Raw genomic sequence first — 12,789 nt, forward strand, 5'->3', positions numbered from 1 at the left:
CCTTCCCAGCCTCAGATGTTGCGGAAGCGGTTGATGGCGTCGAGGTGCTTCTCGCGCAGCTCGGGGTCGCTGACGCCGAGGCCCTCGCGGGGTGCGAGCGCGAGCACGCCGACCTTGCCCTGGTGCAGGTTGCGGTGCACGTCGTAGGCGGCCTGCCCGGTGTCCTCCAGGGAGTACACCTTGGAGAGCGTCGGGTGGATCTTGCCCTTGGCGATGAGGCGGTTGGCCTCCCAGGCTTCGCGGTAGTTGGCGAAGTGCGAGCCGATGATGCGCTTGAGGGACATCCACAGGTAGCGGTTGTCGTACTCGTGCATGTAGCCCGAGGTGGAGGCGCAGGTGGTGATGGTGCCGCCCTTGCGGGTGACGTAGACGCTCGCGCCGAAGGTCTCGCGGCCGGGGTGCTCGAAGACGATGTCGATGTCCTCGCCGCCGGTGAACTCGCGGATGCGCTTGCCGAAGCGCTTCCACTCCTTGGGGTCCTGGGTCCGCTCGTCCTTCCAGAACCTGTACCCCTCGGCGTTGCGGTCGATGACCGCCTCCGCGCCCATGGCGCGGCAGATGTCCGCCTTCTCGGGGCTGGAGACCACGCAGATCGGGTTGGCGCCGCCCGCGAGCGCGAACTGCGTGGCGTAGGAGCCGAGTCCGCCGCTGGCGCCCCAGATCAGGACGTTGTCGCCCTGCTTCATCCCGGCGCCGTTGCGGGAGACCAGCTGGCGGTACGCGGTCGAGTTGACCAGGCCGGGCGCCGCCGCCTCCTCCCAGCTCAGGTGCTTGGGCTTGGGCATCAGCTGGTTGGACTTGACGAGCGCGATCTCGGCGAGGCCGCCGAAGTTGGTCTCGAAGCCCCAGATGCGCTGCTCGGGGTCGAGCATCGTGTCGTTGTGCCCGTCGGAGCTCTCCAGCTCGACCGAGAGGCAGTGCGCCACGACCTCGTCGCCCGGCTGCCAGGCGTTGACGCCGGGGCCGGTGCGCAGCACGACGCCCGCGAGGTCCGAGCCGATGACGTGGTACGGCAGGTCGTGGCGCTTGGTGAGCTCGCTGAGCCTGCCGTAGCGCTCCAGGAAGCTGAAGGTCGAGACCGGCTCGAAGATCGACGTCCAGACCGAGTTGTAGTTGACCGAGGAGGCCATGACGGCCACCAGGGCCTCGCCCGGGCCGAGTTCGGGCACCGGGACCTCGTCCAGGTGGATCGACTTGCGGGGGTCCTTGTCGCGGGTGCTGAGCCCGGCGAACATCTCCGCCTCGTCCTTGTGCACGGTGATCGCGCGGTACGAGTCGGGGAGCGGCAGAGCGGCGAAGTCGGCGGAGGTGGACTCCGGCGACTGGATCGCGTCCAGGATTTCCTTCACGGTGTTGCCTCCGGCGAAGCGCCCCTGAGGGGCGTTGAGGGTCTTCGGGGGTGGTGCTGTGGAGGTGTGCCGTCGGTTCGGCGGTGTGGTTCAAGTGCGGCAGCGCCTGGTGGGCGCGGGAGGGTTGCCTGTGACGCAGGCGTCCGGGTGCACGCGCCAGTGGCGGCTTGTGGGGACAGCCGGCGTACGAGGTTGCTCTGCACGCCGGCCACCCGGACAACATCAACGTATGGCACCGGGTGCCAAGTGACAAGACACTGCGTGCCAAGAGTTTCTCTCAATTGCGGATTGACCCGCACAGATGAGCGATGATCGATCGTTGCAGGTCAGCGCATACGCCGGTGGCCGCATCCCTGAGCGAGAGGGATGCGGCCACCGGGCGGGAAGGAAAGGACGAGCGGGCTATCTGGTCTTCAGGGCCTGCTTGATGGTCTGCATGATCTCGTCGAGCGGCGCGTCCGTGCGGGCCACCGCCACCAGGACCTCGTCACCGGCCGAGACGGAGGCCGCGGCCGCCTTCGGCCTGGCCGTGCGGCCCGCTCCGATGCCCGAGCCGAAGGTCTCCCGGACGATCGCGAAGGCGTGGTCGAGCTGGGTCTCCACGTCGCCCTGGCCGCCGGCCCGCAGCCAGCGGCGCAGCACGTGGTTGTGGGCGGTGACGACGGCGGAGGCGGCGACCTCCGCGAGCAGCGGGTCGTCGTTGCCCGGCTGGTGGTCGTGCTCGTCGAAGTGGCCCAGCAGATAGCGGGTGAAGAGGCGCTCGTAGCGGGCGACCGAGGCGATCTCGGCCTCGCGCAGGGTCGGCACCTCGCGGGTCAGCTTGTAGCGCGCCACGGAGACCGCGGGGGAGCCCGCGTACATCTTCATGACCTCTTTGATGCCCCGGCACACCGTGTCGAGCGGGTGCTCGTGCGGGGGCGCGGCGTTGAGGACCGCCTCGGCCCGCACGAGGGTGTCGTCGTGGTCGGGGAAGATCGCCTCTTCCTTGGAGCGGAAGTGGCGGAAGAAGGTGCGCCGGGCGACCCCGGCCCGGGCCGCGATCTCGTCGACGGTGGTGGCCTCGTACCCCTTCGCGGAGAACAGGTCCATCGCCGCGGCCGCCAGTTCTCGGCGCATCTTGAGCCGCTGGGCGGCCGCCCGGCTGCCCGCGGCGGTCTCCGGGGCGTCGGGCACGGCGTTCGTACGGGAGGACCTGGCTGGCTGGGGCATGGACCGAACGTACTGCATAGATGCAGGAAGTCGCGCCCACGGGGGCGAGCTGCCCGGAGGTTGCAGCAGCCCGCCCCACCCGGCGTCCGGATCACCGCCGGGCATACTCGCGGAATCCGCGGCCCGTCTTGCGGCCCAGGCAGCCGGCCGCGACGAGGTGTTCGAGCAGCGGCGCGGGCGCCAGGCCCGGGTCGCGGAACTCGGCGTGCAGCACCTTCTCGATGGCGAGCGAGACGTCCAGGCCCACCACGTCGAGCAGTTCGAACGGGCCCATCGGGTAGCCGCCGCCCAGCTTCATCGCGGCGTCGATGTCGTCGAGCGTCGCGTAGTGCTCCTGCACCATCTTGATCGCGTTGTTGAGGTACGGGAAGAGCAGCGCGTTGACGATGAACCCGGCGCGGTCGCCGCAGTCCACCGGGTGCTTGCGGATCTTCGCCGTGACCTCGCGGACCGTGGCGTGCACCTCGTCGGAGGTGAGCACGGTGCGGACCACCTCGACGAGCTTCATCGCGGGGGCCGGGTTGAAGAAGTGCATGCCGATGACGTCCTGCGGGCGCGAGGTGGCGCGGGCGCAGGCGACGACGGGCAGCGAGGACGTGGTGGTGGCGAGCACCGCGCCCGGCTTGCAGATCTTGTCGAGGGAGGCGAAGAGCTGCTGCTTGACCTCCAGGTCCTCGGCGACCGCCTCGACGGCGAGGTCGACCTCGGCGAAGGCCTCCAGGGCGCCCGCGGCCGTGATGCGGTTGAGGGTCTCCTCGCGCGCCTCGGCGGTGAGCCGACCCTTGTCGACGGAGCGCGAAAGCGACTTGGCGATACGGGACTTGGCGGTCTCCGCCTTCTCCAGGCTGCGGGCCGCGAGCACGACCTGGTACCCGGCCTTGGCGAAGACCTCCGCGATGCCGGAGGCCATGGTGCCCGACCCGGCCACGCCGACCGAGCGGATCTCGCGGCCGCCCCCGGCCCCCGCGATCGCGTCCGGGGTCTGGGCGTCGGCCACCACGACCGGGCTGCCCTCGCCCTCGTACGTGTAGAAGCCGCGGCCCTTCTTGCGGCCGGTGAGCCCGGCCTCGGCGAGCTGGCCGAGGATGGGGGCGGGTGCGTGGAGGCGGTCCTGGGAGGAGGCGTACATCGCCTCCAGGACGGTGCGGGCGGTGTCGATGCCGATCAGGTCGAGCAGTTCGAGCGGGCCCATCGGCAGGCCGCAGCCCAGCTTCATCGCGGCGTCGATGTCCTCGCGCGAGGCGTACTTGGACTCGTACATCGCGGCGGCCTGGTTGAGGTAGCCGAAGAGCAGCCCGTCGGCGACGAAGCCGGGCCGGTCGCCGACCGCGACGGGCTCCTTGCCGAGGTCGAGGGCGAGCGCGGTGACGGCGTCGACGGCCGGGGGAGCGGTGAGCACGGAGGAGACGATCTCGACGAGCTTCATCGCGGGCGCCGGGTTGAAGAAGTGCAGGCCGAGCACGCGCTCGGGGTGCGCGGAGTCGGCGGCGAGCCGGGTCACCGAGAGGGCGTTGGTGCCGGTCGCCAGGATCGCGGTGGGCGCGACGATGGCGTCGAGCGCGTGGAAGACCTGCTGCTTGAGCTCGTAGGACTCGGGCACGACCTCGATGACGAGCTCGGCCTCGGCCGCTGCCTGGAGGTCGGTGAAGGTGCGGAACCGGGCGAGGATGTCGCCCCGCTCCTGCGGGGTGATCCGCTCGCGGTCCACCGCGCGGGCGGTGGAGGCCTCCAGGGCCGCCACGGCCTGGCGCCCGGCCCGCTCGCTGATGTCGATGCCGATGACCTCGCGGCCCGCCCGGGCCAGGACCTCGGCGATGCCGGTGCCCATCGTGCCGAGGCCGACCACGGCGACAGTGTTCAGGGGGATGTCCATCACGGGACTCCAGGGATGAGTGACGACTGAGAGAGGGCGCACGCGACCGGCATCGAGGGGCGCTCGGATACGCCAACGGGCGCACGGCGTGCGGGAGTTGTGTCGTGGTGCCAAGGGCCGACGGCCCTGTCCCGGGGCGCGTCGTACAGAACTGCCGAACCGACGATCACTCGCGGTGGCTGCGTCACCAGGCCACCGGAGCCGCGGGGGTTACCCGCTCACTTGAGGTTAACCGGCGAGTAACGAGCGCGCCAGCCCTCCGTCGTGGCGAACCCGTGTGATCTGGCTCGCCTTCGGGCCGGGCGGGCCGGGCCGCACGCGGACGGAGAATTCCCGGTGCCTCAGCGCGGGGAGGCGGAGGTCAATAGGCTTCCGGCATGGATGAGGAGTTTCGGTCGCTCGCGGACCGGGTGCGGGCCGAGACCGGCGGGTCGGCGGCGTACGAGCGGCTGATCGCCACGGTCGACCAGGACGAGCTCGCGGCGGTGCTCACCGAGCCCGAACGCCCGCTCTGGGCGCGGGAGATCGCGGCGTTCCGGCTCGGTGTCGCCGGGGACCGCCGGGCCTTCGAAGCCCTGATCCTGCTGCTCAACCACCGGGACCCGGAGCGCTGTGTCAGCGCCGCGTACGCGCTGGCCAGGCTCGCGGACCCGCGCACCGCGCGCGCGGCGGCCGCCCTCGCGACCAACGAGCTGCGCACCGCCTACGCCCTGCATCCGGTGCGGCTGCTCACCGCCCTGCGGGCCCCCGAATCCGTACCGGCCCTGATCAAGACCCTGCGGCCGCTCCTGTCGCCGCACAGCCCGTACTGGCGGGTGGCTCTGGCCTGCATCGAGGGGCTCGGCGAACTGGGCGACAAGCGGGCCGTCGACGTCCTGACCGAGGCCCTGGCCCATCCCCGCCTGGCGCGGTCGGCGGCCTGGGCGCTGCGGCGCATCGAGGCGGGCCGGGGCCGGGGGTAGCGGGGCACCCGGGTCCCGGTGGACCGCCGCCCGGGCCGCCAGGTGTCCGCGAGCCCGGAATCGGCGCGCTGCTCCCGCGGGCGCGCGGTTCCTTGCGGTGGCCGCGCCGCGCCCGGTCCGGAACGCCTAGCCGGTCACGGCGAAGGCCTCTATCTCCACCAGGAGTTCGGGCCGGAACAGGGCGCTGACCTGGACGGCCGAGCTGGCCGGCAGCTGGTCGGGGCCGATGACCGCGTCGCGCGCCGCGCGGACCGCGGGCAGGTGGGCCACGTCCGTCACGAAGTAGGTCAGCTTCACCACGTCCTCGAAGGTGGCTCCGGCGGCGGCCAGGCAGCGGCGCAGGTTCTCGAAGACCCGGTCCGCCTGGGCCCGCGCGTCGCCCTCGCCGACCACGTCCCCCTTCTCGTCCAGCGCGCACTGGCCCGATATCGCGACGAACCGGCCGGTGCCCCAGACGACGTGGTTGTAGCCGCGGCCGGGGGCGATGCCGTCGGGGGCGGGGATGCGAGTCAGTGAAGTCATGCGGACCATCCTCGCGCACGCCACTGACAACCGGGCCCCGGCCCCCGGCACTTGAGGCAGGTGCGGCTCAGAGCAGGGTCAGCTGCGTCGGCTGCGGGCGGACGGGCTCGGGCGGGGCGGGGATGCGGCGGGCCGCGCCGCGACGGGCCGGGCCGATGCCGAACTCGGTGGCCAGCTCGTGCACCTGCCCGGTGATCCGGCGCTGGTACCACTTCGGCGCATAAGCGCCCTCCGCGTACAGCCGCTCGTACCGGCGCACCAGGTGGGGGTGGTGCTGGCCGAGCCACGCCATGAACCACTCGCGCGCGCCCGGCCGCAGGTGCAGGACGAGCGGGGTCACCGAGGTGGCGCCCGAGGCGGCGATCGCGCGGACGGTGGCGCGCAGCTGGTCGGGGTGGTCGCCGAGGAACGGGATCACCGGGGCCATCAGGACGCTGCAGCCGATGCCGTGCTCGGTCAGGGTGCGCACGACGTCCAGGCGGCGGCTGGGCGCGGGGGTGCCCGGCTCCACGGTGCGCCACAGCTCCTGGTCGAGGAAGCCGACCGAGACCGAGATGCCCACCTCGGTCACCGCGGCCGCCTCCTTGAGCAGCTCCAGGTCGCGCAGGATGAGTGTGCCCTTGGTCAGGATGGAGAACGGGTTCGCCCGGTCGCGCAGCGCCGCGATGATGCCCGGCATCAGCCGGTAGCGGCCCTCCGCGCGCTGGTAGCAGTCGACGTTCGTGCCCATCGCGATGTGCGCGCCCTGCCAGCGGCGCGAGGCGAGGTGCGCCCTGAGCAGTTCCGGGGCGTTGACCTTCACCACGATCTGCGAGTCGAAACCGAGCCCGGTGTCGAGGTCCAGATAGCTGTGCGTCTTGCGGGCGAAGCAGTAAACGCAGGCGTGCGAGCAGCCGCGGTAGGGGTTGACGGTCCACTCGAACGGCATGCGGGAGGCGCCCGGCACCCGGTTGACGATCGAGCGCGCCCGGATCTCGTGGAAGGTGATCCCGCGGAACTCGGGGGTGTCGAAGGTGCGGGTCGTCACCGCGTCCGCGGCGAAGAGCGCGGCCGCGCCGGCCCGGCCCGCCGGGGCGTCGTCGTCGGCGAGATTCTCCCAGCGCATGCACGCCTCCTTTGCTTCCGTGGGACCTGGTCGATCACTCCCACCCCTGAATAGAACACATGTTCCCTTCTTGATCGCAACCCGGATTGTGACGACGGAGCGTGAGGTGGTTGGCTTGGCCCACCCCCGAAACCCCGGAAACACAACTGCTGGAGGAAGTGCCATGGCGCAGGTCGAGGCCACGACGGAGCGGATCGTCGCGGCGGATCCCGAGACCGTGTTCGACACGCTGGCCGACTACAAGGACGGCCGCCCCAAGCTCCTGCCGGAGCACTTCAGCGAGTACCAGGTCCGCGAGGGCGGAGACGGCGAGGGCACCCTCGTCCACTGGAAGCTCCAGGCCACCAGCAAGCGCGTCCGCGACTGCCTCCTGGAGGTCACGGAGCCGACCGACGGACAGCTGGTCGAGAAGGACCGCAACTCCTCCATGGTCACCACCTGGACCGTCACGCCCGCGGGCGAGGGCCGCTCCAAGGTCGTCGTCAGCACCGTGTGGAACGGCGCCGGAGGCATCGGCGGATTCTTCGAAAGGACCTTTGCGCCCAAGGGACTTGGCCGCATCTACGACGCGATGCTCGACAAGCTGGCCACCGAGGTCGAGAAGTAGCCCGCGTCCCCTCCCCGCGGTCACCGGTTCGGGTGGATTTCCGTTCCGGCCCGTTGTGCGCCGTAGGTGCTCCCGCCAGCGCTTAAGCCCCCGGCGCACGCCTCCCGCACCGCTCGTCTCGCTTGCCCCGGTTGTCGCGTAATGCGAGAAATGGTCGGCGCAAGCGCGACGAGGGGAGCAGTTTCGTGGGCGGGATCACTCTGGTGAAGGACGAGCGGGCCGCCGAGCCCGCTCCGGCCCCGGCGGCCGAACCGACGGGCGAACTCCCGCCTCCCCGGGAGCCGTTGACCCCCCGCCGGGTGCGCACCGTCTTCCTCGGACTGATGCTCACCCTGCTCCTCGCGGCGCTCGACCAGATGATCGTCGCCACCGCGCTGCCGAAGATCGTCGGCGATCTGCACGGCCTCGACAAGGTCTCCTGGGCCGTCACCGCCTACCTCCTCGCCTCCACGGTGGGGCTGCCGATCTACGGCAAGCTCGGCGACCTCTTCGGCCGCAAACCGGTCTTCCAGTTCGCGATCGTCGTGTTCGTCATCGGCTCGGCCCTGGCCGGCTGGTCGCGCACGATGGACGAACTGATCGCCTTCCGCGCGGTCCAGGGCATCGGCGGCGGCGGACTCATGATCGGCGTGCAGGCGATCATTGCGGACATCGTGCCGCCCCGGCAGCGCGGCCGATTCATGGGCCTGATCGGCGCCGTCTTCGGACTCGCCTCGGTGGCCGGGCCCCTGCTCGGCGGTTTCTTCACCGACCACGCCTCCTGGCGCTGGTGCTTCTACATCAACGTGCCGTTCGGCCTGGTCACCCTCGCCGTCATCACCGTCGTCCTGAAACTGCCCCGCCCGCGCGTGCGGCCCCGTCTCGACGTGCTCGGCATGCTGCTCCTCGCCGCCGCCTCGACCTGCGTGGTCCTCCTGACCAGTTGGGGCGGCACGCGGTACGCCTGGGACTCGCGACCGATCCTGGGGCTCGCCGCGGGCGCTGCCGGAACGACCCTGCTGTTCCTGGTCGTCGAGAACTACGCGGCCGAACCCGTCATCCCGCTGCGGCTGTTCCGCGGCTCGATCTTCAACGTCTCCGGGCTCGTGGGCGCGGTCGTCGGCGTCGCCCTCTTCGGCGCCGCCAGCTATCTGCCGACCTTCCTGCAGATGGTCGACGGGGCCAGCGCCATCGGGTCCGGACTGCTCGTGCTGCCCATGATGGGCGGCATCGTCGGCGCCTCGATCGTCTCCGGCCAGCTCATCAGCCGCACCGGCCGCTACAAGATCTACCCGATCCTCGGCGGCGCGGTCTCCGCCGTCGGCATGTGGCTCCTGTCCCGGCTCGGCACCGACACGCCACGGCTGCACTACAGCATCTGGATGGCCGTGCTCGGCATCGGCATCGGCCTGGTCATGCCCGTCCTGGTGCTCGCCGTGCAGAACTCCGTCGACCCCGCCGACCTCGGCACCGCCACCAGCGCCAACAACTACTTCCGGCAGATCGGCGGCAGCGTCGGCGCCGCCGTCTTCGGCACCCTGTTCACCAACCGCCTCGCCCACGCGCTCACCGAACGGCTCCCCGCCGGGGCCCGCCTGCCCGATCCCGAGTCGATCACCCCGCAGCTGGTCCACGCCATGCCGCCCGCGCTGCGCGACGGATACATCCGGGCGTACGCCGACGCCATGCCGCGGATCTTCCTCTACCTCGTGCCGGTGCTCGTGCTCGGCTTCGTCCTCGCCTTCTTCCTCAAGGAGCAACCGCTGGTGTCCCACAACGCCCCCGCCGCCGAGACCGCGCCCCTGCCCCACGCCCGCACCGCCGCCCCCGCCCACACCGGCGGCGTTCCGGTCTGCGGCACCGTCCAGCACCACGACGGGACCACCGTGCCGCGCGCCGCCCTCACCCTCGTCGACGTACGCGGCCAGCAGGTCGGACGCGGGGCCAGCGGCGCGGACGGGCGGTACGCGCTCAGCGTGCCCGGCGCCGGTTCCTACGTCCTGATCGCGGCGGCCGGCGGGCACCAGCCCCAGGCCGTCGCCGTGACCGTCGGCGAACGGCCCGTCGACCTCGACGTCGTGCTCGGCGGCGCCGGGCGCCTCGCGGGCAGCGTCGTCACCGCCGACGGCACCCCGGTGCGGGACGCCGCGGTCACCCTCACCGACGTGCGCGGCGAGGTCGTGGCCGCCACCCGCAGCGGGCGCGAGGGCGGCTATGTGATCACGGAGCTGGTGGCGGGGGAGTACACCCTGGCCGCCAGCGCACCCGCCTTCCGCCCCGCGGCCCTCCCCGTGAGCGTGCAGGCCTCGCGCGAGACCCGGCAGGACATCGAGCTGGCCGGCGGGGCCGTCCTGCGCGGCACCGTGCGGGCCGGCGGCGGGCGGCCGGTCGAGGACGCGCGGGTGACGCTGCTCGACGCCGCGGGCAATGTCGTGGACACCCTCACCACCGGCCCCGACGGCACCTTCCGCTTCGTCGACCTGTCCTCCGGCGAGTACACGGTGATCGCGGCGGGCTACCCGCCGGTGGCCACGGTGCTGCAGGTCGCGGGCGGCGGCCGGACCGAAAGGGATCTCCAACTGGGCCACGAGGACTGACCTTTGGTCAATGCGTGCGGCATGTGCGCGCGGGCGTACGCCTATTGTGGAGTTGGCCCGCGCGCGGTGTCCCGATGGCCGTACGGTGGTGGTACAGCCGCCGATTCTCGCGGCGGGGAAGGAGCCTCCCACCCATGGACAGTGGTACTCCGCCGAAGCTGCCGCACCAGTTCGCCGTGGCCGGCCGGATCCCGCTTGCCGTGATCGTCGTGGACGGCGACGGCCTGGTGTCGCACTGGTCGTCCGGTGCGCGCAGGCTGTTCGGTCCCGGCAAGGAGGAGGCGGTCGGCAGGGCCGCCGCCGATCTGCTCCCGGTCTCCGGCGCGCTGGAGCAGAGCTACGACGACTACGAGCTGTTCGACGCCTTCGGGCCCGGGCTCGACGGCCCGCTGACCGGGCGCACCGCCTACCCCACGGCGGGCCGGGCCGCGCTCTGCGAGCCCGGCCGCGAGCGGACCGACGTGCTGTGGTGGGCCTATCCGCTGGTCGGACCCGGGCCCGAGCGGCTCCTGGTGCTCGCCGCCGACGCGGCGCAGCTGCACCACGAGGCCGACGACGGCGGTCCCATCGAGCGGATAGCACCGGGCTTCGCCCTGCACACCGACTTCCCCGGAGCCGACGAACTGGCCGGGCGGCTGCCCGAGATCCTGCCCAGCATGAGCGTCGGCGAGAGCTCCCGCATCGTCTCCCAGGTCCTCGAACTTGGCTATCCCGTCCTGGAGTTCAGCCAGCACGACCGGGTGCCGGTGACGCCCGACTGGGGTGTGCCCCGGCGGGCCGAACACCGGCCCCGCGGGCGCCGCCACCCCATGGAACCGGTGACGCGGACCAGCCCGCCCTCGCCCGAGTTCGCGGCCGACCTCGAATACGCCGCGGTGCGCGAGCGGCTCGAATTCCTCAACGAGGTCAGCGGCCGCATCGGCTCCTCCCTCGACCTCTCCCGCACCATCCAGGAGGTCAGCGCCGCCGTCGTGCCGCGCTTCACCGACGTCGCGGGCACCTATCTGCGCGAGCAGGTCATCGCGGGCGAGGGCTTCCCCGACGGGCCGCCCGACGAGCGGACCCTGTGGCACCGGGTCGCCGTCGAGCACGTCGACGAGCCGGGCCGCTGGGACGACGTGGTGCCGGTCGGCGAGTCCATGCCGTTCCCCGCGCACACTCCCTTCTTCCAGTGCATGACCTCCGGCGAGCCCGTGCTCGTGCCCAGGATCAGCGAGCAGATGGGCACCGCCATCGCCTCGCAGTTCGAGAAGCGCGACATCCGGCCGCTCATCAACGGCCGCTCGATGCTGGTGGTTCCGCTCAAGGCGCGCAACGTGGTGCTCGGCTTCATGATCCTGCTGCGGCACGCCGAGCGGGCCGAGTTCAACGACATGGACCGCGTCACCGGGGCCGAACTGGCCGCGCGCGCCGGGCTCGTGCTCGACAACGCGCGCATGTACACCTACCAGGAAAGCGTCGCGGAGACGCTTCAGGACTCGATGCTGCCGCAGGTCACCCCGCGCATGGCGGGCTGCGACACGGCGACCCGCTACCTGCCCGGCACGTTGCTCGGCCGGGTCGGCGGCGACTGGTTCGACTCGATCAAACTGCCCGGCTCGCGCACCGCGCTCGTAGTCGGCGACGTCATGGGCCACGGCCTCAACTCGGCCGCCATGATGGGCCAGTTGCGTACCGCCGTGCAGACCATGGCCGCGCTCGACCTGCCGCCCGACCAGCTCCTGCGCAACCTCGACGACCTGGCGCAGCGCCTGGGCGAGCACTACCTCGCCACCTGCCTGTACGCCGTCTACGACCCCATCAGGGGCGAGCTCCTCATGGCCAACGCGGGCCATGTGCCGCCGGTGATCGTGCGGTCCGCGGACGGCCGCAGCGAACTCCTCGAACTGCCCACCGGCGCCCCGATCGGCGTCGGCGGGGTGCCGTTCGAGACGGCCCGCATCCGGGTCGCGCCCGGCGACCGCCTCGTCATGTGCACGGACGGGCTCGTCGAGGTGCGCGGCGAGGACATAGGCGTCGGCCTCGCCACGCTCTGCGAGTCGGCGGCGCACCCCGCCGCCTCCATGGACGACGCCTGCGACACGATCATCCGCTCCCTCAACACCCGGGGCGGGCGCAAGGACGACGTGGCCCTGCTCATGGCGCGGCTCAACGGCATCGCCCGCGAGGACGTGGCCGAGTGGCGGCTCGCCGCCGACCCCGCCGAGGTGGGCCGGGCCCGCCGCCTGGTCCGCGACCAGCTCGCGCGCTGGGGCCTGTCCGGCGTCGCGGAGACCGTCGAACTCCTGGTCAGCGAGGTCGTCACCAACGGCATCCGCCATGCGCACGGCCGCCGCGTCGAGCTGCGTCTGGTGCGGGCCGAGGCGCTCCTGTGCGAGGTGGTCGACGACGACCACACCCTGCCGTCGCTGCTGAGCGCGGGCCCGGACGACGAGGCGGGCCGGGGCCTTCGCGTGGTCAGCGCGCTCGCCCGGGAATGGGGCACCAGCCGCACCGGCGACGGCAAGACCGTCTGGTTCGACGTGGCACTGCCGCGCCCGGAGCGCCGCACGCGCTGAGGCCGCGGGCCGGGGGCCCGGCACGTTC

The 12,789-nt window shown here is 72.1% G+C and carries 9 protein-coding genes; 4 read left to right on the top strand and 5 right to left on the bottom strand.

Annotation, left to right across the window (positions count from 1 at the left end):
* Window positions 1-11 precede the first annotated feature (11 nt).
* The 3 genes from ccrA to AC07F3_RS01205 all read right to left on the bottom strand — a co-directional run bounded on the left by ccrA (window position 12) and on the right by AC07F3_RS01205 (window position 4,431).
* Entirely contained in the window at window positions 12-1,349 is a 1,338-nt protein-coding gene (gene ccrA, locus AC07F3_RS01195; RefSeq protein ID WP_479109242.1) for a crotonyl-CoA carboxylase/reductase, read from the bottom strand.
* A gap of 402 nt (window positions 1,350-1,751) precedes the next feature.
* Window positions 1,752-2,558 (bottom strand): TetR family transcriptional regulator, encoded by an 807-nt coding sequence (locus AC07F3_RS01200; RefSeq protein WP_479109244.1) that lies wholly within the window; start codon window positions 2,556-2,558, stop codon window positions 1,752-1,754.
* Window positions 2,559-2,649: 91 nt separating this feature from the next.
* Window positions 2,650-4,431, bottom strand: coding sequence for a 3-hydroxyacyl-CoA dehydrogenase family protein (locus AC07F3_RS01205; RefSeq protein WP_479109246.1), 1,782 nt, complete (start codon window positions 4,429-4,431; stop codon window positions 2,650-2,652).
* A 377-nt stretch (window positions 4,432-4,808) separates the two neighbouring features.
* Between AC07F3_RS01205 and AC07F3_RS01210 the strand changes: the two genes are divergently transcribed.
* Window positions 4,809-5,393: an adenylosuccinate lyase gene (locus AC07F3_RS01210; RefSeq protein ID WP_479109248.1), complete on the top strand. Its 585-nt coding sequence runs from the start codon at window positions 4,809-4,811 to the stop codon at window positions 5,391-5,393.
* 126 nt (window positions 5,394-5,519) lie between these two features.
* Here AC07F3_RS01210 and AC07F3_RS01215 read toward each other — a convergent pair whose 3' ends face one another.
* Both AC07F3_RS01215 and AC07F3_RS01220 read right to left on the bottom strand, forming a co-directional pair.
* Window positions 5,520-5,915, bottom strand: a complete 396-nt coding sequence (locus tag AC07F3_RS01215) for a RidA family protein (protein WP_479109250.1) — start codon at window positions 5,913-5,915, stop codon at window positions 5,520-5,522.
* Between the two features lie 67 nt (window positions 5,916-5,982).
* The gene (locus AC07F3_RS01220) at window positions 5,983-7,020 is read right to left on the bottom strand and encodes an Rv2578c family radical SAM protein (RefSeq protein ID WP_479109252.1); all 1,038 of its coding nucleotides are present in this window, start codon (window positions 7,018-7,020) and stop codon (window positions 5,983-5,985) included.
* 163 nt (window positions 7,021-7,183) lie between these two features.
* Here AC07F3_RS01220 and AC07F3_RS01225 point away from each other — a divergent pair, with 163 nt between their 5' ends.
* The 3 genes from AC07F3_RS01225 (at window position 7,184) to AC07F3_RS01235 (ending at window position 12,761) form a co-directional block, all read left to right on the top strand.
* Window positions 7,184-7,627: an SRPBCC family protein gene (locus tag AC07F3_RS01225; RefSeq protein ID WP_469487791.1), complete on the top strand. Its 444-nt coding sequence runs from the start codon at window positions 7,184-7,186 to the stop codon at window positions 7,625-7,627.
* 185 nt (window positions 7,628-7,812) lie between these two features.
* On the top strand, window positions 7,813-10,203 hold the full coding sequence (locus AC07F3_RS01230) for an MFS transporter (RefSeq protein ID WP_479109254.1): 2,391 nt from the start codon (window positions 7,813-7,815) through the stop codon (window positions 10,201-10,203).
* Between the two features lie 134 nt (window positions 10,204-10,337).
* A complete protein-coding gene (locus tag AC07F3_RS01235) occupies window positions 10,338-12,761 on the top strand; it encodes an ATP-binding SpoIIE family protein phosphatase (RefSeq protein ID WP_479109256.1) in 2,424 nt (807 codons plus the stop codon).
* The last annotated feature ends 28 nt before the right edge of the window (window positions 12,762-12,789 follow it).

The organism is Streptomyces sp. NPDC045846 (assembly GCF_056431605.1).